We start from the raw sequence: 26,473 nt of genomic DNA, 5'->3' as shown, positions 1-26,473 counted from the left end.
GGGGGACTATGGGCGCCTCAGGCCTTCTTCTCGGGCAGGTTGAGGCGGATGTGCAGCTCGCGCAGCTGCTTGGGGGTCGCCTCGGAGGGCGCGCCCATCATCAGGTCCTCGGCGCGCTGGTTCATCGGGAACAGCACGACCTCGCGGATGTTCGGCTCGTTGCACAGGAGCATGACGATGCGGTCCACGCCCGGCGCGATGCCGCCGTGCGGCGGGGCGCCCATGCGCAGGGCGTTGAGCATGCCGCCGAACTTCTGCTCCAGCACCTCGTGCCCGTAGCCCGCGATGGCGAAGGCCTTCTCCATCACGTCCGGACGGTGGTTGCGGATCGCGCCCGAGGACAGCTCCACGCCGTTGCAGACGATGTCGTACTGGAACGCCTTGATGTCCAGGATCCGCTTGGTGTTCGCGCCGTTCTCGTCCTCGCCGGCGAGGGCGTCGAGGTCGAGCGCGAGGAACTCCTCGCGGTCGATGTTCGGCATCGAGAACGGGTTGTGGGAGAAGTCGATCCGCTTCTCCTCCTCGCTCCACTCGTACATCGGGAAGTCGGTGATCCAGCAGAACGCGTACTGGTCCTTGTCGCAGAGGCCCAGCTCGTCGCCGATCCGGACACGCGCCTTGCCGGCGAGCCCGGCCGCCTTCGATTCGGGACCGGCGGAGAAGAACACGGCGTCGCCCGCCTTCGCGCCGGAGCGCTCGGCGATCAGGGCCTGAACCTCCGCCGGGATGAACTTGGCGATCGGCCCCTTGCCGGTGAGCGCGCCGTTCTCCTCCTCGAACACGACGTAGCCGAGGCCGGGCGCGCCCTCGGAGCGGGCCCAGTCGTTGAGCTTGTCGAAGAACGAGCGCGGCTGGCTCGCCGCGCCGGTCGCCGGGATCGCCCGGACGACGCCGCCCGAGGCGACCACGCCCTTGAACGCCTTGAACGCCACGTCCTCGCGGGCGAACAGGTCGGAGACGTCGGCGATGATGAGCGGGTTGCGCAGGTCCGGCTTGTCGACGCCGTACTTCAGCATCGAGTCCGCGTAGGTGATCCGCGGGAATTCCTTGGTGACGCGCTTGCCCTCGGCGAACTCCTCGAACACGCCGCGCAGCACCGGCTCCACCGCCTGGAACACGTCCTCCTGGGTGACGAAGCTCATCTCGATGTCGAGCTGGTAGAACTCGCCCGGCGAGCGGTCGGCGCGGGCGTCCTCGTCGCGGAAGCACGGGGCGATCTGGAAGTAGCGGTCGAAGCCCGCGATCATCGTCAGCTGCTTGAACTGCTGCGGCGCCTGCGGCAGCGCGTAGAACTTGCCGGGATGGACGCGCGACGGCACGAGGTAGTCGCGGGCGCCCTCGGGCGAGGAGGCTGTCAGGATCGGGGTCTGGAACTCGAAGAAGCCGCCGTCCCGCATCCGGCGGCGGAGCGAGTCGATGATCGCGCCGCGCTTCATGATGTTGGCGTGGAGCTTCTCCCGGCGCAGGTCGAGGAAGCGGTACCGGAGCCGCGTCTCCTCCGGATACTCGAGGTCGCCGAAGACCGGCAGCGGCAGCTCGCCCGCCGGACCCAGCACCTCGAGGTCGTCGATGTAGATCTCGACCGCGCCGGTCGGCAGCTCGGCATTCTCGGTGCCGGCCGGGCGCGTGCGCACGCGCCCGTCGATCCGCACGACCCATTCCGAGCGCACGGCCTCGGCGGCCTTGAAGGCCGGGGAATCGGAATCGATCACGCACTGGGTCAGGCCGTAATGGTCCCGCAGATCGACGAACAGCACGCCCCCGTGGTCGCGGATGCGGTGGCACCAGCCGGAGAGGCGGACACTCTGCCCGACATCGGACGGGCGGAGCGCCCCGCAGGTGTGGGAACGGTAACGGTGCATGACGGGCTTCTTCTGTGGGAAGGCCGGCACCATTCACGCGAGGCCCCCCAAGTCAAGCGCGGGGCGCGCAGAACGGCGCCGAAAGCCGCGCGCGACTCGCCTGCCGGCCTACCGCAGAAGACCCCGAATCCCCATATCATCTCCATGAACGACAACCTCTTTTTCGATCTGGAGCGCCCCGCGAAGGCGGCGCCCGAACGCGCCGCGGCCGGGTGGCGGACGCTGCCCCTCGAGGGCCGTTTCGACCTCGTCTACGAGGACGCGGCCGGGGCCTGGAGCAACCGCTCCCTCGACGCCCGCGAGCTCAGGCTCGGGCCGGGGCGGACGCTGCTCGGCGGCATCGATGCCCGGCGCGGCGGCTATCGCGGGTTCCGGGTCGACCGGATCCGCCGCCTCGTCGACGGGGCCACCGGCGAGCGGATCGAGACCGGCATCCTCGACCGCCTGCTCGCGCGCGCCGAGGCGCAGCGTCGGGCCGACGCGCTGCGGATCCGCCGGCAGGCGCGGGCGCGCCGGAAGGCGGCGGTCGCGGCCGTGGCGTGATCGCGGTCATCGGGCCGCGCGTGAACGCGTGAAAGATGGGGACCTGCGAAGCCGCGTCTCCCCATGTCCGCCGCGGTTGCGTATAGCCGGTGCATGGACCTGATCACCACCACTGACGCGCTGCGCCAGATCTGCACACGTCTCGCCGAGCAGCCCTTCGTGACCGTCGACACGGAGTTCATGCGCGAGACGACGTATTATCCGAAACTGTGCCTGATCCAGATGGCGGCACCGGACGGGACCGGCGTCCTGGTGGATCCGCTGGCGCCGGGGATCGACCTCGGGCCGTTCATCGCCCTCATGGCCGACGAGGGCACCGTCAAGGTGTTCCACTCCGCCCGCCAGGACCTAGAGATCATCTGGCTGATCGGCGGGATCCTGCCGCACCCGTTCTTCGACACGCAGGTCGCCGCCATGGTCTGCGGCTACGGCGATTCCGTCTCGTACGAGCAGCTCGTCAACGACGTCGCGAAGGCCAAGATCGACAAGTCCTCCCGCTTCACCGACTGGTCGCGGCGCCCGCTCTCGGAGGCGCAGCTGACCTACGCGCTGTCCGACGTCACCCACTTGGTGAAGATCTACGAAGTCCTCGTCGCCGAGCTGCTGCGGACCGACCGCGGCGCGTGGCTCGACGAGGAGATGGCGGTGCTGACGTCTCCCGAGACCTACCGCGCCGATCCCGCGCAGGCGTGGCGCCGCCTCTCCGGCCGCATGCGCAAGCCGCGGGAGATCGCCGTGCTGATGGAGGTCGCGGCCTGGCGCGAGAGCGAAGCGCAGACGCGCAACGTGCCGCGCGGGCGCGTCCTGAAGGACGAGGCGGTCATCGATATCGCCTCGGCGGCGCCGCGGAGCGCGGAGGCGCTCGGGCGGCTGCGGACGATCCCGGCGGGCTTCGAGCGCTCCCGGACGGGGGCCGACATCGTCGCCGCCGTGGAGCGCGGTCTCGCCCGCGACACGAGCGCCGTCCGGATGCCCGAGCGCGTGCGGCGGAGCGGCGGCAACGGCGCGATCGTCGAGCTCCTGAAGGTCCTGCTGAAGGCGGTCTGCGAGGCCGAGGGCGTGGCGCCGAAGATCATCGCCACGGTCGACGATCTGGAGGCGGTCGCCGACGACGACGACGCCGAGGTCCCGGCGCTGCAGGGCTGGCGCCGGACGCTGTTCGGCGAGAAGGCGCTGGCGCTGAAGCAGGGACGGCTGGCCCTCTCGGTCGAGTCCGGTCGCATCGTGGTCCGTCCCCTGGAAGCCGAACCTGTCGGCAGCGGCGCCGACCCGGACCGATGACGCCGCGGCGGCACTGACCGCACAATCCGCACTGGCGGGCGTGACTCGCCGCGGGTCCGGGATTAAATGGCAATTCGGTTGCCGCTTAATCCCGCCCCTGCGTCCCGCGTATGTTCGAGCCGAACGAGATCCTCAAGACGCTGACCGGACGCGGTCTCGTGTCGGCCGAAGGGTGTGAGGCCGTCCGCGTCCGCTACCGGGTCGTGGTCGAGAGGCGCGAAGGCGGTGTCGTCGCTTACGGCAATCTGTACGGCAGCTACGCGGGCCTGCGACCGGTCTGGCTCGAGCCCGATGCCCAGCTCCGCCTGTCCAACGGCCGTCGCCTCAATATCTCCGTGACCGACCTGATCGGCGACACTGCGGAGTTCGAGAGCACCGGGCCGGTCGGCGCGGTCTGACGCCGGCAAGAGCCGTTCAGCAGCTTCCGCCACCGACCCCGTGGTCCGCGTGCGCGACCCATGCCGATTCCCGAAGTCGGGATGATTCGGCAATTTGTCGCGCGCGAACCCCACCGATCACGCGGGGATCCGCGGAAAAACGGGATGCGGCGACTGGGCGCACAGCCGGATCCCGGGAAATTTCGGCAACCGATAGCCACCGAAGCGTCTTGCAGTGCAGTCCGCGGACCCGCAACGGCCGCGCGCCCGGGCGCGCCTGAATCCCGCACACCGCGCGGGGGACGCATGCTTAAGCGCAGCAAAGCTCGCCTGTTTGCAAGGTCTGCATGGGAGACGGACACAACCCCGTGAGACCGAGGCCAGAGCAGGCAGCATCTCTTGTGCGTCGCAACATTTCTTTTCGCAAACGCATGACATCCGTCGTGCCTGTGTCACCCGAAAAGAAGCTTTCACCGTGTGCCCACAGGCCTCGAACAGCGAGTTGACGGCGCTCAAAAATCTCTTAAGGTCCGGGCAAGCCTCGGTTTCGAGGGAGACGCCTCAGGGATGGCGGCTCCTGGCTAGGGGATCAGTAGATCTCCTCGAAGTCCACTATGCCCGCTACCGAGGCGTCCATCCCTGTCGCAAACAGTCAGGTCGGAGTCCGAGCGACGCCACTCTCTTCGCGCGCCGTGAGAACTCTCAAGACTTGTCGGAGGAACCCATGAGAGCGGTACATCTCCTTGCGCTCGGCGCAGGTGTCGCGGCCGTCGCCGCGCCGGCGCTGGCCAATGAAAGCGTCATGAAGGGCATCGCCAACCCGGCGGAACAGGTTCTTCAAACGGTAGACTACGCGAATACGCGCTACTCGAAGCTCGACCAGATCAACGCCAAGAACGTCAAGGACCTGCAGGTCGCCTGGACGTTCTCGACCGGCGTGCTGCGCGGCCACGAGGGCTCGCCGCTCGTCGTCGGCAACATGATGTACGTGCACACGCCGTTCCCGAACATCGTGTACGCCCTCGACCTCGACCACGACGCGAAGATCGTCTGGAAGTACGAGCCGAAGCAGGATCCGTCCGTGATCCCGGTCATGTGCTGTGACACGGTCAACCGTGGTCTGGCCTACGCCGACGGCGCCATCCTCCTGCACCAGGCCGACACCACCCTCGTGTCGCTCGACGCCAAGACCGGCAAGGTCAACTGGTCGGTCGTGAACGGCGACCCGAAGAAGGGCGAGACCAACACCGCGACGGTTCTGCCGGTCAAGGACAAGGTCATCGTCGGCATCTCGGGCGGCGAGTTCGGCGTGCAGTGCCACGTCACCGCCTACGACCTGAAGACCGGCAAGAAGGTGTGGCGCGGCTACTCCGAGGGCCCGGACGATCAGCTGATCGTCGACCCGGAGAAGACCACCTCGCTCGGCAAGCCGATCGGCAAGGATTCCTCGCTGAAGACCTGGGAAGGTGATCAGTGGAAGACCGGCGGCGGCTGCACCTGGGGCTGGTTCTCGTACGACCCCAAGCTCGACCTGATGTACTACGGCTCGGGCAACCCCTCGACCTGGAACCCCAAGCAGCGTCCGGGCGACAACAAGTGGTCCATGACCATCTGGGCGCGTAACCCGGACACCGGCATGGCCAAGTGGGTCTACCAGATGACCCCCCACGACGAGTGGGACTACGACGGCATCAACGAGATGATCCTCACGGATCAGAAGATCGACGGCAAGGAGCAGCCGCTCCTGACCCACTTCGACCGTAACGGCTTCGGCTACACGCTGAACCGCGCGGACGGCACCCTGCTCGTCGCCGAGAAGTTCGACCCGGCCGTCAACTGGGCGACCAAGGTCGACATGGACAAGGGCTCGAAGAACTACGGCCGGCCGCTGGTCGTGTCGAAGTACTCGACCGAGCAGAACGGTGAGGACACCAACTCCAAGGGCATCTGCCCGGCGGCGCTGGGCACCAAGGATCAGCAGCCTGCGGCCTTCTCGCCGAAGACCAACCTGTTCTACGTGCCCACCAACCACGTCTGCATGGACTACGAGCCGTTCCGGGTGACCTACACCCCGGGCCAGCCCTACGTCGGTGCGACCCTCTCGATGTACCCGGCCCCGAACTCGCACGGCGGCATGGGCAACTTCATCGCGTGGGACGGCGTCAACGGCAAGATCAAGTGGACGAACCCCGAGCAGTTCTCGGTGTGGTCCGGTGCTCTGGCCACCGCTGGCGACGTCGTGTTCTACGGCACGCTTGAGGGCTACCTGAAGGCTGTCGACGACAAGACCGGCAAGGAGCTGTTCAAGTTCAAGACCCCGTCGGGCATCATCGGCAACGTGATGACCTACCAGCACAAGGGCAAGCAGTACGTGGGCGTCCTCTCGGGCGTCGGCGGCTGGGCCGGCATCGGCCTCGCGGCCGGCCTGACCGACCCGAACGCCGGCCTCGGCGCGGTGGGTGGCTACGCGGCTCTGTCGCAGTACACCAACCTCGGCGGTCAGCTGACGGTCTTCGCCCTGCCGAACTAATCGGCCGCAGGGTTTGAAGTGAAAAATGGTGCCGGCGCGGGTTCCCGCGCCGGCATCCTTGTGATTAGACTTTCTCGCAAGAGGCTGCGTCTCGGAGGGAGACCAAGAGCCTCGATCAAGGGAGACACATGCGTTGCTCAACCTCAGCAAGATCGTAACGCGGCCGGTTATCGCCGCCCTCGCCCTAGCGACCGTCTCGACGGTTGCCGTACATGCTGAGGATGCCAAGCCCGCCGACCCCAAGCTGGCGAATTCGCTGAACGCGAACGACAAGACCGCCGAGCAGGATGACAAGCTCCTGAAGAAGGACGCGGCCGTGAAGGTCGACGACGGCAAGTACTTCGACGCCGAGGGCCACCCGACGTTCCATGTGACCCAGGACGGCAAGATGCTCGACTGGTACACCTACTCGGGCTACCGCCGCTATCACGCCGAGTGCCACGTCTGCCACGGCCCGGACGGCATGGGGTCGACCTACGCGCCGGCCCTCAAGGACTCGCTGAAGCACCTCTCCTACGAGGAGTTCATCGGCATCCTGGCGGGCGGCAAGCAGGAAGTGAACGCCGCCGAGCAGAAGGTCATGCCGGCCTTCGGCGACAACAAGAACGTCATGTGCTACTCGGACGACCTCTACGTCTACCTCAAGGCGCGCGCCTCCGGCGCGATCGGGCGTATCCGTCCCTCCGAGCACGAGGGCAAGCCCGAGACCGCCAAGAAGGCGGAGAAGGAATGCATGGGCGGCTGATGTCGTCTCCTGCCCGGATCGCCGTTCTCTGCGCCCTGACCGTCTTCGGGGCGCAGGGCGCGCTCGCCCAGCATCTGCCGGATACCGTCACCACGGACGTGCTGCGCGTCTGCGGTGATCCGGGCAACATGCCGTTCTCCGAACGCAAGGAGGACGGCTTCGAGAACAAGATCGCGGCGATCATCGCCGACGAGCTGAAGATCAAGGTCCGCTACTACTGGCTGACGCAGGGTCCGGGCTTCGTGCGCAACACGCTCGGAACCGGCCTCTGCGACGTCATCATGGGCCAGGCCTTCGGCAGCGACCTGGTCCAGACCACCAATCCCTATTATCGATCGGCCTACACGCTGGTCACCCGCGCGGGCGAACTCGACGGTGTGACGGCCCTCGACGACCCGCGGCTGAAGGGCAAGAGCATCGGCGTGATCGCCGGGACGCCGCCGGTCAACCGGATGGGCGAACTGGGCCTCGTCTCGGCCATGAAGGCCTACGCGCCCTACCAGCTCGACCCGTCCCGCAAGCACCAGACGGTCGCTGCTGAGATCGTCGCGGCCCTGGCCGCGAAGGAGATCGACGCGGCCGTCCTCTGGGGCCCGGCGGCGGGCTGGCTCGCTAAGCAGTCCGGCACGCCCATGAGCGTCGTGCCACTGCTGAAGGAGCCGGAGCGTCCGCCGATGGCGTACCGGATCGCCATGGGTGTCCGGATCGGCGAGAACGACTGGAAGCGCTCGCTGAACACCATCCTGCGCAAGCGCAAGGCCGACATCGACAAGGTCCTGCGCGACTACGACGTGCCGCTCCTCGACGAGGAAGAGAACAAGCTCGTCGCCCCCGGCGAGCGCTGACGCGCAGCGCCGCGGCGCGCGCCGCCATCAGGCGCGCGCGATACCGGTCGAGTCGAGCTTCGCCAGGGCGTCCACCACGCGCTCGCCGCCGATGACGAGGTCGGGCGCGATCTCCGCCAGCGGGACGAGCACGAAGGCCCGCTCGCGCACGTAGCGGTGCGGCAGGACGAGGCGCGCGTCGTCGATGCTGGCGCCCTCGTAGGCCAGGACGTCGATGTCGATCACACGGGGCCCCCAGCGCTCCTCGCGGATCCGGCCGAGGTCGTGCTCCACCTGCAGGCAGGCGTCGAGCAGCCCGTGCGGATCGAGGTCGGTCTCGACCGCCACGGCCCCGTTCAGGAACCACGGCTGATCGGTCTTGCCCCAGGGCGGGGTCCGGTAGTCGGCCGAGCGCGCCACGACGTCGATGCCCGGGATCGCGGCGAGACCGGTGACCGCGCGGTCGAGCATCGCGGCCATGTCGCCGACATTGCTGCCGATGCCGAGATACGCCCTCATCGACCGGCTCCGCGGCGGCGCGTGATCGCGACGCCGACGCTGTCCAGGATGGCGGGGACGGGCGCGCTCGGCTTGTCGACCTGAACGGTGATGGCGTCGACCTGCGCGAAGCGCGCGAGGATCTCCGCGGCGACCGTCTCGGCCAGGGCCTCGATCAGGTTGAATCGGCGCTCGGTGGCGATCGCGACCGCCACCGCCGTGAGATCCGCGTAGCTCACCGTGCCGGCCACGTCGTCGGAGCGGCCCGCCGGGCCGAGATCGAGTTCCGCTTCCAGGGAGATGTAGAAGCGCTGACCGAGCACCGCCTCCTCGGCCAGCACGCCGTGCCGGCCGAACACGGCGATCCGGGTGACGCGGATCAGGTCGCCCGCCATGCTCAGCGCGCCTCCGGCCGCATCACGGCGTCGACGACGCGCATCGCGTCGATATGCGCGGCCACGTCGTGCACGCGCACGATGTCGGCCCCGAGGGTCGCCGCGACGGCGTGGGCGGCGAGGGACCCGTGCAGGCGGTCCGCCGGACGGGTCACGCGGTCGTGCAGGCGTCCGAGGAGCGACTTGCGCGAGACGCCGACGAGGACCGGAAAGCCGAGGGCGCGGATCTCGGGCAGCCGCCGCAGCGCCTCGAGATGCTGGTTCCAGGTCTTGCCGAACCCGACCCCCGGATCGAGCACGATCTCGGAATCCGCGAGGCCCGCCCGGTGGGCGATCGCGAGGGACCGCTCGAAGAAGGCCAGCATGTCGGCGACGATGTCGAGCTCCGGCTCGATCGTCTCGCGGTTGTGCATGATGATGACCGGCGCGCCGTGGGCGGCCGCGACGTTGGCGATGTCGGGCTCGCGCTGGAGGCCCCAGACGTCGTTCACGATCCGCGCGCCGGCCTCGAGCGCGGCGCGCGCCGTCGAGGCCTTGTAGGTGTCGATCGAGATCGGCACCGGCAGCCGCGGCGCCACGGCCCGGATGACCGGCACGACGCGCGCCTGCTCCTCCTCGGCGGGGACCGCAACGTGGCCGGGCCGCGTCGATTCCCCGCCGACGTCGAGGATCGCCGCCCCTTCGGCGACCAGCCGCTCGGCCTGGGCCACGGCCTCGGCCTCCCCGGCGAACAGCCCGCCGTCGGAGAAGGAATCGGGCGTGACGTTGAGGATGCCCATGACCAGCGTGCGGCCGCCGAGCGCCGGCAGCAGGTCGGACAGGCGGGAAGAGGGGGTCACAGGCGGGTCCCGTTCACGAGCGCGGTTCGGGAGCCGGTGTGCGCGAATCGGGAGGCCGGCGCAACGCCGGCCTCGCCGTGCGGCTCAGACCTGCCCGTCAGCCGTGGTAGCAGCGGATCTCGGCCTCGGCCTGGGCGCGGCGCAGCTCCGCGACCTTGTCGTCGAAGATCTTGGTCGACTTGAACTCGTTCGCCCGGTTGCCGATGCCCTGCCGCATCGAGAGCACCGTGCTCGCCTGAACGTACTTGTCGTAGGGGAGGATCGCGGCGAGCTGGTCCAGCGAGCACGAGCATTTCTGCAGGCTCTCGCGGGTCTGGCCGTTGGCGGCCATGCAGCCGAACACGTAGTCGACCCGCGCGTCGGTCGGATAATCGTTCTCCTCGGCGGCCCAGCCGGCCAGGCCCGACAGCGTCAGGGCGAGGGCGGCCAGCGCGCTCCGTTCAGCCAGCCTTCTGATCATAGCTCAGCTTCTCCTCAAGCAGCTCGCCGCCGTCCGGGCTCTTCGACGACGCCTCGATCGAGACGATCTCGCCCGGCACCGAGGGCGCGGTGACGAAGGTATAGGTCATGTCGTCCATGCCGCGCATGCGCTGCGCCATCGCGTCGCCCGCGAACGGCTTGGTGACCACGCGCCAGCCGTCGACCTCGCGGCCGCCGATATCCACCTTGGTCGGCGTCACCGTCGCCTTCTCGCGCAGGCCCTTGCGGATCGCGAGCTTGAGGTAGCGCGGGTTCGCCTCCAGCACCTTCGCGACGGCCCGGAGATGGTTCTCCAGGAACAGCGAGACGACCGGGTTGCCCGCCATGTCCTCGAACGGGCCGGCCGGCATCCGGTTCAGCCCGGAGAACATCACGACGCTGATGTCGCGGCCCTCGGTGGTCTTCCCGGGCGTCACCTTCAGCTGGATCGTGTCCTCGAGCGGCGCCCCGAACGGCCCCTTCGAGATCCCCGAGCGGCGCAGGTAATCGTAGGTCAGCGTCGAGCCCGCGGCCGTGTTCTTCATGTGCGGCTGGTCGAACAGCAGATCCGCCGCGGAGGGCGGGGCAGCGGCGTTCGCCGGGGTGACGGTGGCGGGCTTCGGCGCGTCCTCGGCGAGGGCCGGCAGCGCGGCCAGAGCCAGCGCGACCGACGTCGCGGCGAGGCCCCTCACGACAAGACTTCTCACGAGTTCACTTCCTCCTTGAGCGGCGACCGGACGTTGCTGCCGATCGTCCGGTAGACGTAGTCGGGCGGGTTCTCAGCCGCCTCCTCGGTGGCGAGCGCCCGCACCTTGGCGTGGAGCGGCGAGAGCGAGCAGGCCGGGTCCGTGGCCGCCGCGTCGCCGGCGAGCGCGAGCGCCTGGCAGCGGCAGCCGCCCCAGTCCTTCTCGCGCCGGTCGCAGGAGCGGCAGGGCTCCTTCATCCAGTCGGTGCCGCGATAGGCCGTGAAGGCCGGCGAGTCGCGCCAGATCTCGCCGAGCGAGCGGTCGTTGACGTTCCAGAACTCCAGCCCCGGGATCGTCTCGGCCGCGTGGCAGGGCAGGACCTTGCCCTGGGGCGTGACGTTCATCAGCTTGCGGCCCCAGCCGCCCGCGCAGGCCTTCGGGTACTTCGCGTAATAGTCGGGCACGACGAGGTCGATGACGAGCTGGCCCTTCAGGCGCTCCCGGGCCGCCTCGACGATCCGGATCGACTCGTCCACCTGCGCCTTGTCGGGCATCAGCGCCGCCCGGTTGACGTAGGCCCAGCCGTAATACTGCGTGTGCGCCACCTCGAGCCGCTTGGCGCCCATCTTCACCGCGAGATCGATGAAGCCCGCCACCTCGTGGATGTTGCCGCGGTGGATCACCGAATTCAGCGTGAGGGGCAGGCCGAGCGCGACCACCTTGGCGGCGAACTCGAACTTCTGCGGCTGCGCGTTCTTCAGGCCGCCGATCTTCTCGGCGTTCTGCGCGTCGACGCCCTGCACCGACAGCTGCACATGGTCGAGGCCGACGTCGTAGAGTGCCTGCAGCTTGCCCAGCGCCCCGCCGACGCCGGACGTGATCAGGTTCGAGTACAGGCCCAGATCGGCGCAGGTCTTGGTGATCTCGACGATGTCGTTGCGCGCCGTCGGCTCGCCGCCGGACAGGTGCACGTGCAGGACGCCGAGCGCCGCCGCCTCCCCGAGCACGCGCTGCCACGTCTGCGTGTCGAGCTCGCCCGACCGCCGGTCGAGCTCCAGCGGGTTCGAGCAGTACGGGCAGCGCAGCGGGCAGCGATGGGTCAGCTCGGCGAGCAGACCGACCGGGGCCGGCGCGTCGGGGCGGTTCGGCGTCAGCGCGTTCATCGCTCGAGAACCCGTTTCTCCGCGAGGCCGTCGAGCATCACCAGGATGTCGGCCTCGATGGCGCGGGGATCGGCCGCGTAGGTCTTGCCCAGCTCGTCCGCGATGTCGGCGACGCTCCGCGCGCCGTCCACGAGCTTCAGGACCGCCACGGCGTTGTCGTCGAGGTCGAAGGTGCGCTCGGGGGCGAGCAGGACCCACTTGCCGCGGGTCTCGTCGTTGCGCAGCCGGACGCCGCGCGGCAACCGCGGTCGGTCGCCGGCCGCCATCTTCCCGCCGGCCGCTCCCGGCTTGGCCTGAGACGCCTCGGCCACCAGACCCTCGCCGGGCTGCCACGCGTCCGGCGGGACCATGCCGGGGGCCACGTAGGCGAAGTACAGGGCGTCGAGCTGCGTCCACAGCACGGTGCACTTGAACGTCAGCGCCGCCATCGCCTGCCGCTGCAGCTCCGGCGTCGTGGCGTGCTGCTTGACGTAGTCCAGGGCGAAGTCCGCGTCCCGCGGCGCCTGGGTCAGGCGCTTGTCGAAATAGGCCAGCGTGTCCTTGGTGATGAAGTCGTAGTTCTTCAGCATCCCGGCCACGCGCTCGGAGATGATCGTCGGCGAGAACATCTCGGTCAGCGACGAGGCGATCGCCTCCAGGAGCGTCCGCTCGGAGACGAAGTGGACGTAGGCCTCGACCGAGAACTTCGTGGCCGACAGGATGCCGCGGGTCGACAGCACGTAGTCGCGGTCGAAGCCGACGCCCTCGGCCAGCTTGAGCCAGCGCTCGATGCCGCCGTCACCCTCGTGGTCGCCGTCGTGGTCGACGATCCGCTGGCGCCAGATCCGCCGCAGCGACGCGTCGGTCATCCGCGCCAGCACGGCGGCGTCCTTCACCGGAATCATCGCCTGGTAGTAGTAGCGATTCAGCGCCCAGGCCCGGACCTGGTCCTTCGACAGCTTGCCGTCGTGCAGCAGCCGGTGGAACGGGTGCAGGTTGTGGTAGCGGCGCGCGCCGATGTCGCGCAGGGCCGCCTCCAGTTCCTCGGGACTCAGGAGACGCTGGCTGTCGGCGGCATCGGGGGTCGGGAAAATGGCGTTCATGGCGTGTCCGGCGTCCGTCCTCAGGTCGCGTTTCCTGTGTTCCGATCCCGCCCTCGTGCGCGGGGCGACTGTCCGGGCTCAGCCACGATATAGTGCCGTCCCCCCGGGCGCCCAACCATCGCCGGCGAGCGTCCGTCGCGCATAAGGCCGCGGCGCGGGGATCCGGCAGGCCGTCGGCGCGGCGTCCTAGAGCGTCAGACCCAGCCCGTCATGCGCCACGGTCCAGCCGGCCGCCTCGACATCGGCCCGCTCCGGCGAGCCCTCGACCAGGACCGGGTTCGTGTTGTTGATGTGCACGAAGACGCGGCGCCCGATCTCGACCGAAGCCAGGGCCTCGATCGAGCCGTTCTCGCCGCGCATCGGCACGTGACCCATGCGCCAGCCGGTCTTGGTGCCGACGCCGGCCCGGATCATGTCGTCGTCGTGCAGGACGGTTCCGTCGAAGAGCAGCGCGTCCACGCCGGCGATGCGCGCGCGCAGACCGTCCGTCACCCGGGCACATCCGGGAATGTAGGCGAGGCGCCGGCCGCCGGCTTCGATCAGGGCGCCGACCGTGGTCTCGGTCTCGGCGCCGATCTGCATGGTCTCGTCCTCCAGCCAGAGCGGCACCTTGCCGGGAACCGGGAAGAGGGTGACCGACAGGCCGGGGAGGGGCTCGAAGCGCTGGTCCATGCCGATCGGCCGACGGGCGACCACGCCCTCGGCCATCACGTCGAAGACGCGGTTGGCGTTGACCGAATCGAGGATCCCGCGCGTGCCATAGAGCGTGTAGGGCTGACCTTCGCGCAGGGTCAGGAGACCCGCGACATGGTCGACGTCGCCGTTGGTCAGGAGCACGGCGCGGATCGGCGAGTGGCGCAGACCCTCGCGCGGATGCATCTGCGCATTGTCGAAGAGCTGTTGCCGGATGTCCGGCGAGGCGTTGATCAGCAGCCAGTCCGACCCGTCCGCGGAGACCGCGATGCTCGACTGGGTCCGGGGCCGCACCCGGTCCGACTCGGACCGCGCCAGCGTGCAGATGGGGCAGCGGCAATTCCACTGGGGAAGGCCGCCGCCGGCCGCGGAACCGAGGATCACGACGCGCATGGTGCGGCTCCCGAGATCCCCGGCCCGTGAAACTCAGTTGAAGGTGTCGATCTCGGCCGACTCGTAGCTCGTCACTTCCATGCCGACGCAGATCTCGGACACGATCGGGGCAGCCCACTTCATGGTGTTTCTCCTCAGGCAACATCTACACCGAGTGTCACGCGGTTCCTAAGAGGACCCTAAGACACTGATGGCGCTCTCATTTCCGGCGCCGGAGAGGTATCGACGATTCACGCGCGGGCTTCAAGCACTAAGTTGCCGGATCCTCCCAAATTTTTCGTGAGAGACTTCCTAAGCGTCCGGAAACCATCGCGAAATGGGCGGGCCTGCGACTAAAGTACAGGGGCCTACTGGCGGAAGTCGGGACCGCGCAGTTCCAGCATGAATCCTTTACCCCGCACGGTGACGAGGCCGGGCCCGCCGTAGCGCACGAAATCGGCCATCTTGGAGCGCAGGTAGCCGATATATACGTCGACCACGTTGAGGGAGAGCCCGCCCTGGCTCGCCCACAGCCGGTCGAAGATGTCGGCGCGCGAGACCGGCTTGCCGATATTCTCCATCAGCATGGCCAGCAGGTCGGCCTCGCGGGGCGTGAGGCGGGCGCTCGCCTCGCCGCAGCTCGCCTGCCGGGTCTCGAGGTCGAGCATCAGCTTGCCGGCGGTGATGCGCGAGCGCGGCGCCTCCGCCTGCTCGCGGCGCATCAGGTGGGTCCGCAGGCGCGCGACCAGCTCGTCGAACTCGAAGGGCTTGATGATGTAGTCGTCGGCGCCGAGCGCCAGGCCCTCGGCCCGGTCGCGGATCTCGTCGCGGGCCGAGAGGAACAGGATCGCGCCCGGGAAGCCGCCCTCGCGCAGGGACCGGCAGACGTCGTGGCCCGAACCGTCCGGGAGGTTGATGTCGAGCAGCACCGCGCCGGGGGCCGGGTCGTGGGCCGCCTTCAGGGCCTCGTCGACGCAGGCCGCCGTCCCGACCTCGAATCCCTCGGCCTCGAGCCCTCGGGCGAGGAGGCCGCGGATGTCGATATCGTCCTCGACGATCAGGATCCGCGTCATGCGGCCGACTCCTTCACCTGCGCGCCCAGTTGGGCGCCCACTTGGGCGCCAACGGCAGCGCCGTCGACCGGGCCCGTCTCCCATGCCGGATCGCAGGCCGGGATGTCCAGGGTGACCCGGGCCCCGCGCCCGTCCGGCCCGGGGCCGAGCCGGATCGTGCCGCCGTGCTGCTCCACGATCCACCGCGCCAGCGCGAGCCCGATGCCGAACCCGGTCTCGTCCGGTCCGGCGCCCGAGCCGCGCTTGAAGCGCTCGAACAGCGCGTCCTCCGGCGCGCCGAAGCCCGGTCCGTCATCCGTGATGGTGATCCGTCCGACCGGTCCGGGCCCTGCCGCCAGGGCGACCTCGACCCGGGTGAGGCCGGCGGCGTGGCGGAGCGCGTTGTCGACGAGGCTCTCGACGGTCTGGCGCATCCACTCGCGGTCGGCGAGGCTCTCGACGTCGCGGGTGCCGGGATCGAGGGTGAGGCCCACCCGGCGCCGCGCCGCCTCGGAGCTCATGTTGTCCACGGCCTCCGCCAGGACCTGGGCGAGCCCCAGGCGGCGCTTGTCGAACGCGATCTCGCCGGATTCCGAGCGCGCGACGCGCAGCAGGTCCTCGACGCGCAGCTTGAGGCGCTGCGCCCGCTTCTTGATCGTCGCGAAGACCGGTCCCGGATCGGTGCCCCGGGACGCGCCGCGCAGGGCGAGGTCGCACTCGCCCAGGATCACCGTCAGGGGCGTGCGCAGTTCGTGGCTGACATCGGCGAAGAAGCGGCGGCGGGACTGATCGACGGCCTCGAGCCGGGCGTTGGCGGCGCGCAGATCGGCGGTGCGGGCCGCCACGGTGTCCTCCAGCGCCGCCCGGTCGGCCGCGACCCGCGATTCCCGGCGAGCGAGGCGGGCGGCCATGCGGTTGACGTTGGTCATGAGCAGGCCGAGCTCGTCCCGCGTGGCGACGGAGAGGCGCGTATCCAGGGCGCCGTGGCCGATGGCGCTCGCGGCGCGGCGGACCTCCTCGATGCGGGCCAGGGTCGGCCGGGTGACGCCGCGGTAGAGGATCGCCAGCAGCACGAGGGCCGCGGCCACAGCGGCGGCGGCCGCCACCCGCAGGCGCTCCGAGAGCGCCCGGGCCTCCTCGGAGCCGAGCGCCATGCTGCGCCGCTCGGCCTCGATCAGGAAGGAGAGCGGCTGGCCGGTCATGGCACCGAAACCGTTGAGCGCGCCCTTGATCGCGTCCTGACGCCGCTCCGGCTCGGTCTGGCGGCTGATCAGCGACACCTGCCGGTCCAACACGGCGCGCGCCGCGCGCAGCTGCGCCATGGGGCGGGTGCGGGCGGCGTACTGCATCCGGTCGGCCGGGTCGTCGCTCGGCGGGAAGCTCTTGGCGAGCGCCTCGTCCACGGTGGCCAGGGCGCGGTCGGCGTTGTCGCGGGCGATCGCCATCGCCTCGGGCTGGCCGTCGGGATTGCCGACGGTCTCCACCGCCGCGAGACCGAACTGCGTGAGGCGGCCGGACAGCTCGGCCAGCAGCTCCAGGCGCCGCTGGGCCTCGAGGGTCCGGTCGACGGTGCGCTCCGCCGCCCCGATGGCCGCCAAGGCGGCCGCGGCGGCCAGCATCACCACGATGGCGGTGCCGCCGAGCAGCAGCGCGAAGCGGACCTTCAGCGAGCGCATCGTCCCCGTCCCGACCTCAATCCCGCCGTGCAGGCGGGCCCGAGCATGGCACCGCCGGAGCGCCGAACCAAGGTCCCGTCACAGGTCCTTCGGCAGGCTGCCCTTCGCGGCGCAGCGCCACCGCTCCACGTGCCATTCCGGATGCGCCGCCTGCCACGTCGCGAGCGCGCTCTGCGAGTTGCGCAGGCACACGAAGGGGCTCGATCTCTCGAAGGACATCTCGATCCGGTCCTCGCGGCAGGTCGAGGGCTGGGCGACGAGACAGATCGACAGCAGCAGCAGCATGGGCGCCTCCCCGGGCTGCCGGCCTCGTGCGGGCCGGCTTGGCGGGGAGCATAGGACGCGTCCACGCCCCTTGCCCAGGCGGCGTCAGGCCGCGACCCAGATCTCGCCCTTGGCGATCGTCGCGAGGTCGCCGGAGTAGCGGCGCAGCGGGTTGCCGAGGAGGTCGGCGTGCTCGGCGCTCAGGCCGCGCAGGGCCTTGGCCAGCAGCCGCAGGAACACGAGGTCGTGCGTCCCGGTCTCCACGAAGGTCGGCGACATCCGGCCGTGGCTGCCGACGAGGAGCGTCCCGCGGCGCATGCCGAAGCCGGGATGATCGCCCACCGCGAGCGCCGCCAGGGTGCCGGCGATCATGCGCGAGCCCGCGAAGGCGCCCGCGCGCCCGGCCACGATCGTCCCGCGCCGCATCCGGTCGCCGAGATGGGCGCCGGCGCTGCCGCGGATGATCAGCGTCGCGCCGTCGAGGCCGGCCTTCGCGGCGTAGACCGCGCCACCGGCATAGTCCCCGGCATCGCCCTCGACGGTGATCGTGCCACCGGTGGCACCGGAGGCCGCGTAGGGTCCGGCATGGCCGGTGACGGTGAGGCTGCCGCCCGCCATGCCGGCGCCGAGGCGCTGGCCGACATCGCCGGTCACCCGGATCGTACCTTCGGACAGCGACGCTCCGACCCGGTCGAGGCGCTCGTGGCCGCCCTCGATGGTCAGGGTGTCGGAGCCGTCCAGCGCCACCGCGAAGCAGTCGCCGAGGCGCACGCCGGTCCGGGTCGTCCCGATCTCGAGGCGCTCGGCCTCGCCCTGGGACAGGCGACTGAGCGCCCGCGGGTTGACGTTCAGGAGGTCCAGGCGCTCGGGCGGGGCCGCGCGCAGGGTGAGGGTGCTCACGGCTCAGCCCTCCGGCTTGGCGCTGTCGCGCGCGATCAGGTCGCGCAGGTGGTAGTGGTGGCGGCCGAGATTGCCGCCGTAATTGCCGGCCGTGACGGCGATCAGGCCGTGCTTGCCGCCGATCTCGGTGGCGGCGTGCAGGCCGGCGCGCATCGAGTCGGACACGCCCTGCGAGGTGAGGGCGTCGATCACGATCTCCAGCACCACGCCGCACTCGGCCGGGAGCGCCGAGCCGGCGCGGCCCTTCAGGGTCGGGCAGTAGGCATCGTTCGTCGAGGCCATCATGCCCTTGGTCCGGCCGCCGACCTTGGAGCCGGAGCGGACGATGCCGCCCGGGAACGGCAGGATCGCGCCCGGGACCGCCTTGGCGGCCTCGACGGCGATCTCGGCGACCTTGAGCGTCTCGGCGTGGTTCCGCCCGAGGAACAGCAGGTTGCCGCCGCCGACCGCGCCGTCGACGGCCCGGACCGAATCCTCGCAGAGGAACTCGCCGTCCATCACCGGGATGCGCCAGTAGCGCCGGGCCTTGCCGGTGGCGTCGGGCAGGCGCTTGGCCACCGCGAACCCGTCGCCGAAATAGCGGATCGCGCCGCCGAGCTTGATCTTGGTCGGCCCGTCGACACCCGCGTAGCAGGCGGTGCCCGGGCAGGTGAGGATGCACTGCCCGACGCGCTTGATCAGCTGGTCCTTGAGGCCGTTCGGCTCGAAGCCGAACAGCAGGATGCGCACGCCCGGCCGACCGTCCGGGGTCTCCTCGGGCGACAGCTCGGCGTCGATGCCGGCCTCGGCGCCGCAGCCGATCACCGAGGTGGCGAAGCCGGTCATCGTGGTCGCGGCGATCATCGCCCACTTGGCGGTGTCGTTCGTGACGATGATGGCCGTGCCGGCCACGTCGAACGCCTCCGCGAAGGTGTCGACGACCGGGATGCCGTTGAGGGTGAGGTCAGACATCGTACTTCCCGCGGCTCGCCCCGCTGATCACGCCCGGCATGGCACCGCCTCGAAGTTCTCCCGGCCCTCGCCGAAGGCCGCGTCGGGCACGGCGAAGCTGTCGAGGCCCTCGCCGAACCGCTCCGTGAGGTAGGTGTCGGCGCGCTTCGCCATGGCCTTGTCGGACTCGACGGTCAGCGACAGCGTGCGGCCGGCGCGCCACTCCACGACCTCGCCGTCCTCGACGATCGGCACGCCGTCCTTGAGGACGAGCTTGGCGGCGGTGAACATCGCGGTGCGGTTCGCGTCGTCGCGGTAGACCGCGATGTCGGCCCGGGCGTCGGCCCGCAGGTGGCCCCGGTCGGCGAGGCCGAGGAGCTTCGCCGGTCCGGACCGGGTCAGCTGCGCGATCTCCGAGAGCGTGTACTCGCGCTCCAGCCCGGGGAGGCTCGACCGCTCGCCGACCACGCTCGGCAGCGTCGCGATCTCGCGGTCGCGCTCCGACTTGTCCATCAGCAGGTGGATGATGCGGGGATACTGGGTGAACGGGCCGCCGTTCGGGTGGTCGGTGGTCAGGATCGTCCGCTCCGGGTCGGTGGAGAGCAGCATGATCTCCAGGCCGATCGCCCATTGCAGCGAGCTGGTCGGGCCCCGGGGCCGGTACAGGAACGGCACCACCCCGCCGCCCTCGGCGTCGCCCGCGTTGAGGACCCACTTCTTCGGCTTGGCGCCCTTCCGGCCGGCGAACTGGCGGAGGATGTCGAGGGACACCGTCACGGTCTGGCCGAACACGACCTGCCCGATATCGAGAGTGGCGTTCGGGTTGTCGGTGATCGCCTGCGCGATCCGCTCGGCGGCCGAGCGGAAGCCGCCGGTTCCGGGATTGGCCGGGTCGACCGCGCCGTAGGCGTAGAACTGCGCGTGGGCGAAGTGGATGCGCCGTCCCTCCGCCGCGTCCAGCGTCGCCATGAAGCTGTCGTCGGCCCCGGGCAGGCCGAGGTTGTTGCAGTGGACGTGCAGCGGGTGCGGCACGCCGATCTCCTCGACCGCGTCGAGGAGCGAGCCCATGATCTGCCGGGTCGAGAGCCCGTAGCAGGGGATCTCGTCGTCGAGGGAGAGGCGCAGGGCCCCGTCCTTGAAGGCGGAGGCGCCGCCGGCGTTGATGCACTTGACCCCGAGGCCGCGCGACTGGGCGACCGACAGGGCGACGAGGTCGCGCACGGCGTTGCCGCCCTGGCCCTCGCGCAGGAGCTGCAGGAGCTGGTCGTCGTTGCCCATCACGGTCAGGGCGCCGCGGTCGAGCAGCGGGATGTCGGCGAGTTCGAGCTGCGTGCCCAGCGCGTGGGTCGGCGGCATCGCCGGCTCGACGGCCGTGGTGTAGCCCATCCGCGCGTAGGTCGAGCCGATCCAGGCCGCCGCCCCGCCCGCGTGGGCGAAGGGATGGCCGTCAGGCGCCGCCTCGCTGACGTAGAGGTCGGGCAGGAGCAGCCGCGAGGTGATCACGTTGCCGCCGGCGATGTGCGAGTGCACCTCGACGCCGCCCGCCATCACCACGCAGCCCGCGGCGTCGATCACGGCGTCGGGCTCGCGGCCCGGCGGATCGATCACGCGGCCGTCCTCGATCCAGACGTCGCCCACGGAATCGCGGGACGCGGTCGGATCGACGACGCGCCCGCCCCGGATCACGCTCAGCATGCGGGTTCACTCCTCGACGCGGCCGGGCCCGTGACCAGGCGCTCCTTCAGGGCGCCCAGCACCGACGCGGCCGACGGCAGATCCGACGGCGCCGAGGCCGGCCAGAAGGTCAGCGCGGCGCGCTGCTCGTTCCACAACACGCCGCCGTGGTCGCGGCCGGGCTGGCCGACCGCGATCACCACCTCGGCGGCCCCGGCCTCACCGTCCGCGACCAGCGCGACGGAGGGGACGTTCGACAGCCAGTCCGGGCGCGACACCGGGACGGCGCCGAGCCAGAGAACGGCGTCGACCTCGCCGGCGGCGACCTGCCGGGTGGCGTCGAAGCGCCAGGGATCGTGCTCGGGCACGCGGCGCCCGAATCCGCTGCGCGGCGCCTGCCCGGTGAGCCAGGCCGAGACCGGCACCACCGCCCGGTCCTGGCCGGTGCCGCCGACCGCGAGGGTGAAGCAGCGCGTCGTCTCGCTGAGCTCCATGGCGAGGCCCTGGAGCATCTCGATGCCGACCTCGCCGAGTTCGGCGGCGTCGTAGAGGAGGATTCCGTACTGCGCGGCGGCGAGCTGCGCGGCGATCTGGCCGGGGAGATCATCGCCGGCGAGGTGGCCGCGGGCGTGGGCGCGCAGCACGCCGACCGCCTCGGTCAGCCCGCCCTCGGCCGGCCAGGACAGGGACGCGGTGGCGTTGGCACCGACGGCCAGCAGGGTGCGGTCCGACCCGGCGGCGCGACCGCGGCCGGGCTTGCCGTCGACGAGGCGCTTCAGGAGCGGCGCCTGCCAGGGGGCGGCGCCGACCACCAGCACCACGTCGGCGCGCCCGACGGCCTCGGCGGGTGTCGAGGTCAGCGCCCCGACCCGGCTCAGCGCCCCGAGGTCCGCGTAGGTGCCGGCCGCGCCGGCGGTGTCGACGGAGGCGCCGATGCGCCCCGCGAGATCGTAGGCCGCGCGGATCGCGGCCACGTCGGCGCTGAGGCCGGCGATCACCGGCGCGCGCGCTTTGGCGAGGAGGGATGCGGCCGCCTCGATGGCGGTGCCCGCGTCCGTCGCGCCACCCTTCACCCAGGCTGCCATGCTCCCTCTCGCAACGTTCTTGCTTGGTTTCGGAGCGGGCGACGGCCGTAAGACCGGACGAAGCGGGTGCCCCTCGAGCCCGAGGGTTCCCCACCGAATCGGAATGGCTCATCCGCCCGGCATGTCCGGGCAGGCGGCAAACTCGGCGCGCCGTCGCGGGCCTAGGTTTGCCTTCATCCGCGCACCGCGGCAAGGGGGTCCGGCGGCGATGCGCGTCGGGAAGTGAATCGCGGGTATCGGTTCTCCGCCGCGCGCGCTCTCCGCGATCGATCAGTCCTGCGCCGTCGGCGGGCACGATCCGCGCGCGTCCACGTTGCCCGGTTCCGGGCCGCGTGTGACAAGCGCGCCGCGCAGGGGCGGGACCTGCGGGATTCGAGACGGGATTCGAGGGAAGAGCGTTGGGCGAGGTCCCCGAACGGAACGAGGCGACGGCGGACGGTACCGTGCGGGTCGAGGCGCCGGCGCGGCTGCATTTCGGCTTCCTGGACCTGCACGGCGGGCTCGGCCGCCGCTTCGGCAGCATCGGGCTGGCCATCGACGCGCCGTCCCTCGTCCTGACCGCCCGCCGGGCGGTCCGTCCCGACGTCACGGGACCCGAGGCGGACCGGGTGCGCGGCTACGTCGAGGCCGCCGCCGCCCATCTCGGGCGCAGCGGGGACGTCGCCGTCGCGGTCGAGCGGGTGATCCCGGCCCATGCCGGGTTCGGCTCCGGCACGCAGCTCGCCCTCGCGGTGGCGGCCGCGATGGCGCGCCTCAACGGCGAGCCTTTCGCGGCGGAGGCCTTCGCGGCGACCCTGGACCGGGGCAACCGGTCCGGCGTCGGCCTGTGCGCCTTCACCGAGGGCGGCCTGATCGTCGACGGCGGCCGCGGCGCGGATGGCGGGCCGCCGCCGGTGATCGCGCGCCTGCCCTATCCCGAGGCCTGGCGGATCGTCCTGATCCTCGATCCGAGCATGGCCGGCGTGCACGGGACGCGCGAGGTCGAGGCCTTCCGCGACCTGCCGCGCTTCCCCGAGGCCCAGGCTGCCGAGATCTGCCGGATCGCGCTGATGCAGGTGCTGCCCGCCGTCGCCCTGGCGGAGCCGCAGGGCTTCGGCGCCGGCATCACCCGGATCCAGACGCTGATCGGCGACCATTTCGCGCCCCATCAGGGCGGCCGCTACGCCAGCGCCGCGGTGGCGGAGGCGCTCGCCAGCGTCGCCGCGCGGGGCGTCGCGGGCTACGGCCAGTCCTCCTGGGGGCCGACCGGCTTCGCGCTGGTCCCGTCCGAGGCGGAGGCCCGCGCCCTGGTGGCCGGCCTCGATCGCGGCGGCCCCCTTCGGTTCGTCATCGCCCGGGGCCGCAACGGTGGCGCTTCGGTAACCGGTCCGGCGTGAGCTGGCCGCCCCGGGCTTGACCCGGGGCGCCGCTCCGGGTTTGGACGGAGGGAAGGCGCCTCTCTCGCGCGCCGCACGAGGATTCCATGGCCCGCTCGATCCTCCACATGCTGACGCCGCTCCGGCACATGAGCCCGTTCGACGTGAACATGGCCGTGGATGCCGGCTTCGAGACGGTGGTGACCTACGCGGAGGTCAGCCTCGCCGACGTCGTCACCCTGACGCAGGATTCGATCTTCTCGCGGTCGCCGGCCGACGGGACGCGGACGGGCATCTTCATCGGCGGCAAGAACGCCGAGGACGCCCTCGACATGGTCGACCGCGCCAAGAAGGCCTTCGTGCCGCCCTTCGTGAACCACGTGTTCGCCGACCCGGCGGGCTCGTTCACCACCGGCGCCGCCATGGTGGCGCAGGTCTCCCGCGCCCTGCGGCAGAAGTTCAACACCGACCTCAAGGGCAAGCGCATCGTGATCTTCGGCGGCGCGGGCGTCGTCGCCTACGTGGCCGCGGTGATCGGCGCCCTGCAGGGCGCGACCACCGTCCTGGTCGGCCACGACGGCGAGGAGCGCGTCTCGAAGATCGCCTTCACGATGAAGTGGCGCTTCGGCATCGAGGTCGGCGCCGTCGACGGCACGACGCCCGACGACCGCCGCGCGGCCATCCGCGACGCCGACGTCATCCTCTCGGCCGGCCCGGCGGGCATCCCGATCCTCACCGCGGAGGATCTGAAATCCGCGACGAAGCTGCTCGTGGCGTCCGACGTCAACGCCGTGCCGCCCGCCGGCATCGCGGGGATCGACGTCAACGCGGTGGACGTCGCGCTGCCCACGGGCAAGGGGGTCGGTATCGGCGCGCTGGCCGTCGGCGACGTGAAGTACAAGACGCAGCGGCGCCTGTTCGACCGGATGCTCGCCTCCGACACGCCGCTGTGCCTCGACTTCCGCGACGCCTACGAGCTCGCCGTGGAGATCGCCGGCTAGGCCGCTCCCGGACCGGATGCCGATGGCGGACGCGGTCCTGATCGCCGCGCAGGCCGGGCGCGCCCTGGCCGAGGCGGCGCGGCGCGCGGGGCTTCGGCCCTACGTCGCCGACCTGTTCGGCGATTCCGATACCCGTGCGCTGGCCGAGGCCTTCCGGCAACTTCCGGGCCGCTTCGGCACCGGCCCCGCCGCCGACGCCACCCTGGCGGCGCTCGACGACCTCGCGGCGCTGGCCGGGAACCCGGTCGGCCTGATCCTGGGCAGCGGCTTCGAGGACGCCCCCGACCTGATCGCGCGCCTCTCCGCGCGGCACCGGCTCATCGGCGCCTCGGCCGGGACCGTCGCCGCCCTGAAGGATCCCGAGGCCTTCGCGGCCCTGTGCGCGCGCCTCGGCGTGCCGCATCCGGCCGTGACGGCCGCGCCGCCGGCGGACCCCGCGGGCTGGCTGGTCAAGCGGGCGGGGGGCTCCGGAGGCAGCCACATCCGACCGGCCGGCCGGTCGCCCGCGCCGGTGGACCACTATCTCCAGGCGCGCGTTCCGGGGCGGCCGCACGCCCTGAACTTTCTCGCCGACGGCCGAACGATCCGCGTCCTCGCGGTCACCGAGCAATGGTGCGCGCCGTCGCCGATCCGGCCGTTCCGTTACGCCGGGGCGCTTGCCCGCGGCGCCGGTGAATCCCCGGCGCTCCCCGCCCACGTCGTGCAGGCCGTCGCCGCCGGGACCGAGCGGATCGTCGCCGCGACGGGCCTGCGCGGCCTCGCCAGCGCCGACCTGCTGGTCGACGGGACCGAGTGGTGGCTCACGGAGATCAACCCGAGGCCCGGCGCGACCCTCGACGTCCTCGACAGGCGCGGGACGCCGCTGCTCGCGGCCCACATCGCCGCCTGCCTCGGCACGATGCCGGAGCCCGGCCCGCATCCGGCGGGTGCGGCGGCCGCGCAGATCTGTTACGCGGACCGTGAGCTTGCGCCTGTGCCGGACCTCGATTGGCCGGACTGCGTGCGCGACCGCCCGTGCCCCGGCTCGGCGGTCCGCCGCGACGCGCCGCTCTGCACGGTGCTGGCCGAAGGCGCGGACCGGGCGGAGGTGCTCGCCCTGTTGGAAACGCGGACGGCACATCTGCGGGCCGTCTGCGCGGCGAAGAAAACACACCCCGAGGAAGCCCCGTCATGAGTGCCAGCCCGTCCTATCCCAGCATCAACGCGCTCTCAGGCCCCCTGGTCGAGCGGCTCGTGGCCGACGCCGCGACGCTGCGGCTCTCCGTGTCGCAGGCCGCCGGCGGCGCCCGCATGGTCGATGCCGGCGCGCAGGCGCGGGGCTCGATCGAGGCCGGGCGGCGCATCGCCGAGATCTGCCTCGGCGGCCTCGGCACCGTCACGATCGCGCCGAGCGGGCCGATCGCGTCCTGGCCGTACTCGGTGACGGTCCATTCCGCCGACCCGGTGCTCGCCTGCCTCGGCAGCCAGTACGCGGGCTGGAGCCTCGCCGACGAGACCGGGGATTCGGGCTTCTTCGCCCTCGGCTCGGGCCCGGGCCGCGCGGTGGCGGCCGTCGAGGAGCTGTACCAGGAACTCGGCTTCCGCGATTCCGCCACCAAGACCGCCCTCGTACTGGAGGCGGCCGGCGGCCCGCCCGAGAGCGTCGTCGCCAAGGTCGCGGAGGCCTCCGGCCTCAAGCCCGAGGACCTGACCTTCATCTTCGCGCCGACCCAGAGCCTCGCCGGCTCCACGCAGGTCGTGGCCCGCGTCCTGGAGGTCGCCCTCCACAAGGCCCACACGGTCGGCTTCGACCTGCACGCCATCGTGGACGGGATCGGCTCGGCGCCGCTGTCGCCGCCGCACCCGGACTTCATCAAGGCCATGGGCCGGACCAACGACGCGATCATCTACGGCGGCCGGGTCCAGCTCTTCGTGGACGCCGACGATGCCGACGCGAAGCAGCTCGCCGAGCAATTGCCCTCCACGACCTCGAGCGACCACGGCGCGCCCTTCGCCGACATCTTCGCGCGGGTGAACGGCGACTTCTACAAGATCGACGGCGCCCTGTTCTCGCCGGCCGAGGCGATCGTCACGTCGGTGCGCTCCGGCGCGACCTACCGCGGCGGCCGCCTGGAGCCGACGCTGGTCGACGCGTCCTTCGCCTGAGGGCACGCGGGGCGCCCCTCCCGCGCGGCGGGGCCCCCAGTC

At 71.1% G+C, this 26,473-nt stretch carries 27 protein-coding genes; 10 read left to right on the top strand and 17 right to left on the bottom strand.

Features of this window, described 5'->3' with window-relative positions:
• Positions 1-17 precede the first annotated feature (17 nt).
• Positions 18-1,862 (bottom strand): aspartate--tRNA ligase, encoded by a 1,845-nt coding sequence (gene aspS, locus LXM90_RS21115; RefSeq protein WP_026604739.1) that lies wholly within the window; start codon positions 1,860-1,862, stop codon positions 18-20.
• 144 nt (positions 1,863-2,006) lie between these two features.
• Here aspS and LXM90_RS21110 point away from each other — a divergent pair, with 144 nt between their 5' ends.
• From LXM90_RS21110 to xoxJ, 6 genes are all read left to right on the top strand, one after another.
• The gene (locus tag LXM90_RS21110) at positions 2,007-2,405 is read left to right on the top strand and encodes a hypothetical protein (protein WP_020091817.1); all 399 of its coding nucleotides are present in this window, start codon (positions 2,007-2,009) and stop codon (positions 2,403-2,405) included.
• Positions 2,406-2,498: 93 nt separating this feature from the next.
• Positions 2,499-3,686 (top strand): ribonuclease D, encoded by a 1,188-nt coding sequence (rnd, locus tag LXM90_RS21105; RefSeq protein ID WP_020091818.1) that lies wholly within the window; start codon positions 2,499-2,501, stop codon positions 3,684-3,686.
• Between the two features lie 110 nt (positions 3,687-3,796).
• On the top strand, positions 3,797-4,084 hold the full coding sequence (locus LXM90_RS21100) for a hypothetical protein (RefSeq protein WP_020091819.1): 288 nt from the start codon (positions 3,797-3,799) through the stop codon (positions 4,082-4,084).
• Positions 4,085-4,787: 703 nt separating this feature from the next.
• Positions 4,788-6,593: a lanthanide-dependent methanol dehydrogenase XoxF1 gene (gene xoxF1 / locus LXM90_RS21095; protein WP_026604740.1), complete on the top strand. Its 1,806-nt coding sequence runs from the start codon at positions 4,788-4,790 to the stop codon at positions 6,591-6,593.
• Between the two features lie 133 nt (positions 6,594-6,726).
• Positions 6,727-7,338 (top strand): c-type cytochrome, methanol metabolism-related, encoded by a 612-nt coding sequence (locus tag LXM90_RS21090; protein WP_020091821.1) that lies wholly within the window; start codon positions 6,727-6,729, stop codon positions 7,336-7,338.
• Positions 7,338-8,183, top strand: coding sequence for a rare earth element methanol dehydrogenase accessory protein XoxJ (gene xoxJ / locus LXM90_RS21085; protein ID WP_244526844.1), 846 nt, complete (start codon positions 7,338-7,340; stop codon positions 8,181-8,183). Before LXM90_RS21090 ends, xoxJ begins: the two co-directional genes overlap by 1 nt.
• A gap of 27 nt (positions 8,184-8,210) precedes the next feature.
• Here xoxJ and folK read toward each other — a convergent pair whose 3' ends face one another.
• The 16 genes from folK to LXM90_RS21005 form a co-directional block, all read right to left on the bottom strand.
• Positions 8,211-8,681, bottom strand: coding sequence for a 2-amino-4-hydroxy-6-hydroxymethyldihydropteridine diphosphokinase (folK, locus tag LXM90_RS21080; RefSeq protein WP_020091823.1), 471 nt, complete (start codon positions 8,679-8,681; stop codon positions 8,211-8,213).
• Positions 8,678-9,055 carry a dihydroneopterin aldolase gene (folB, locus tag LXM90_RS21075; RefSeq protein WP_020091824.1) on the bottom strand — a complete coding sequence of 126 codons (378 nt, stop codon included), beginning with the start codon at positions 9,053-9,055 and terminating at the stop codon, positions 8,678-8,680. The genes folK and folB overlap by 4 nt, the downstream gene beginning before the upstream one ends.
• A gap of 2 nt (positions 9,056-9,057) precedes the next feature.
• Positions 9,058-9,894: a dihydropteroate synthase gene (folP, locus tag LXM90_RS21070; protein WP_020091825.1), complete on the bottom strand. Its 837-nt coding sequence runs from the start codon at positions 9,892-9,894 to the stop codon at positions 9,058-9,060.
• Positions 9,895-9,991: 97 nt separating this feature from the next.
• Complete coding sequence (locus LXM90_RS21065; RefSeq protein WP_020091826.1) at positions 9,992-10,354, bottom strand: hypothetical protein; 363 nt, start codon at positions 10,352-10,354, stop codon at positions 9,992-9,994.
• On the bottom strand, positions 10,335-11,060 hold the full coding sequence (locus LXM90_RS21060; RefSeq protein WP_026604741.1) for a hypothetical protein: 726 nt from the start codon (positions 11,058-11,060) through the stop codon (positions 10,335-10,337). The genes LXM90_RS21065 and LXM90_RS21060 overlap by 20 nt, the downstream gene beginning before the upstream one ends.
• On the bottom strand, positions 11,057-12,202 hold the full coding sequence (pqqE, locus tag LXM90_RS21055; protein WP_020091828.1) for a pyrroloquinoline quinone biosynthesis protein PqqE: 1,146 nt from the start codon (positions 12,200-12,202) through the stop codon (positions 11,057-11,059). Before pqqE ends, LXM90_RS21060 begins: the two co-directional genes overlap by 4 nt.
• On the bottom strand, positions 12,199-13,284 hold the full coding sequence (gene pqqC / locus LXM90_RS21050) for a pyrroloquinoline-quinone synthase PqqC (RefSeq protein WP_020091829.1): 1,086 nt from the start codon (positions 13,282-13,284) through the stop codon (positions 12,199-12,201). Before pqqC ends, pqqE begins: the two co-directional genes overlap by 4 nt.
• A 186-nt stretch (positions 13,285-13,470) precedes the next feature.
• Positions 13,471-14,370: a pyrroloquinoline quinone biosynthesis protein PqqB gene (gene pqqB / locus LXM90_RS21045; protein WP_020091830.1), complete on the bottom strand. Its 900-nt coding sequence runs from the start codon at positions 14,368-14,370 to the stop codon at positions 13,471-13,473.
• Positions 14,371-14,403: 33 nt separating this feature from the next.
• Positions 14,404-14,493: a pyrroloquinoline quinone precursor peptide PqqA gene (pqqA, locus tag LXM90_RS21040; RefSeq protein WP_012317526.1), complete on the bottom strand. Its 90-nt coding sequence runs from the start codon at positions 14,491-14,493 to the stop codon at positions 14,404-14,406.
• 224 nt (positions 14,494-14,717) lie between these two features.
• Positions 14,718-15,422, bottom strand: coding sequence for a response regulator transcription factor (locus LXM90_RS21035; protein WP_020091831.1), 705 nt, complete (start codon positions 15,420-15,422; stop codon positions 14,718-14,720).
• The gene (locus tag LXM90_RS21030) at positions 15,419-17,077 is read right to left on the bottom strand and encodes a sensor histidine kinase (RefSeq protein WP_020091832.1); all 1,659 of its coding nucleotides are present in this window, start codon (positions 17,075-17,077) and stop codon (positions 15,419-15,421) included. Before LXM90_RS21030 ends, LXM90_RS21035 begins: the two co-directional genes overlap by 4 nt.
• 78 nt (positions 17,078-17,155) lie before the next feature.
• Entirely contained in the window at positions 17,156-17,362 is a 207-nt protein-coding gene (locus tag LXM90_RS21025; RefSeq protein ID WP_020091833.1) for a hypothetical protein, read from the bottom strand.
• Between the two features lie 84 nt (positions 17,363-17,446).
• Positions 17,447-18,241: a formylmethanofuran dehydrogenase subunit C gene (locus LXM90_RS21020; protein ID WP_020091834.1), complete on the bottom strand. Its 795-nt coding sequence runs from the start codon at positions 18,239-18,241 to the stop codon at positions 17,447-17,449.
• Between the two features lie 3 nt (positions 18,242-18,244).
• Positions 18,245-19,192 carry a formylmethanofuran--tetrahydromethanopterin N-formyltransferase gene (gene fhcD, locus LXM90_RS21015; protein WP_020091835.1) on the bottom strand — a complete coding sequence of 316 codons (948 nt, stop codon included), beginning with the start codon at positions 19,190-19,192 and terminating at the stop codon, positions 18,245-18,247.
• A 27-nt stretch (positions 19,193-19,219) separates the two neighbouring features.
• Positions 19,220-20,866: a formylmethanofuran dehydrogenase subunit A gene (locus LXM90_RS21010; protein WP_234081034.1), complete on the bottom strand. Its 1,647-nt coding sequence runs from the start codon at positions 20,864-20,866 to the stop codon at positions 19,220-19,222.
• On the bottom strand, positions 20,860-21,930 hold the full coding sequence (locus LXM90_RS21005) for a tungsten-containing formylmethanofuran dehydrogenase subunit B (RefSeq protein WP_020091837.1): 1,071 nt from the start codon (positions 21,928-21,930) through the stop codon (positions 20,860-20,862). The genes LXM90_RS21010 and LXM90_RS21005 overlap by 7 nt, the downstream gene beginning before the upstream one ends.
• A gap of 398 nt (positions 21,931-22,328) precedes the next feature.
• Here LXM90_RS21005 and LXM90_RS21000 point away from each other — a divergent pair, with 398 nt between their 5' ends.
• The 4 genes from LXM90_RS21000 (at position 22,329) to mch (ending at position 26,431) form a co-directional block, all read left to right on the top strand.
• Positions 22,329-23,306 carry a beta-ribofuranosylaminobenzene 5'-phosphate synthase family protein gene (locus LXM90_RS21000; protein WP_020091838.1) on the top strand — a complete coding sequence of 326 codons (978 nt, stop codon included), beginning with the start codon at positions 22,329-22,331 and terminating at the stop codon, positions 23,304-23,306.
• Between the two features lie 86 nt (positions 23,307-23,392).
• Entirely contained in the window at positions 23,393-24,286 is an 894-nt protein-coding gene (locus LXM90_RS20995; RefSeq protein WP_020091839.1) for an NAD(P)-dependent methylenetetrahydromethanopterin dehydrogenase, read from the top strand.
• 22 nt (positions 24,287-24,308) lie between these two features.
• Positions 24,309-25,460 carry an ATP-grasp domain-containing protein gene (locus LXM90_RS20990; protein ID WP_020091840.1) on the top strand — a complete coding sequence of 384 codons (1,152 nt, stop codon included), beginning with the start codon at positions 24,309-24,311 and terminating at the stop codon, positions 25,458-25,460.
• Entirely contained in the window at positions 25,457-26,431 is a 975-nt protein-coding gene (gene mch, locus LXM90_RS20985; RefSeq protein WP_020091841.1) for a methenyltetrahydromethanopterin cyclohydrolase, read from the top strand. The genes LXM90_RS20990 and mch overlap by 4 nt, the downstream gene beginning before the upstream one ends.
• The last annotated feature ends 42 nt before the right edge of the window (positions 26,432-26,473 follow it).

It is taken from the genome of Methylobacterium oryzae, assembly GCF_021398735.1.
In the GTDB taxonomy this organism is placed as follows: domain Bacteria; phylum Pseudomonadota; class Alphaproteobacteria; order Rhizobiales; family Beijerinckiaceae; genus Methylobacterium.
This window is presented reverse-complemented; position numbering and strand designations above follow the sequence as displayed.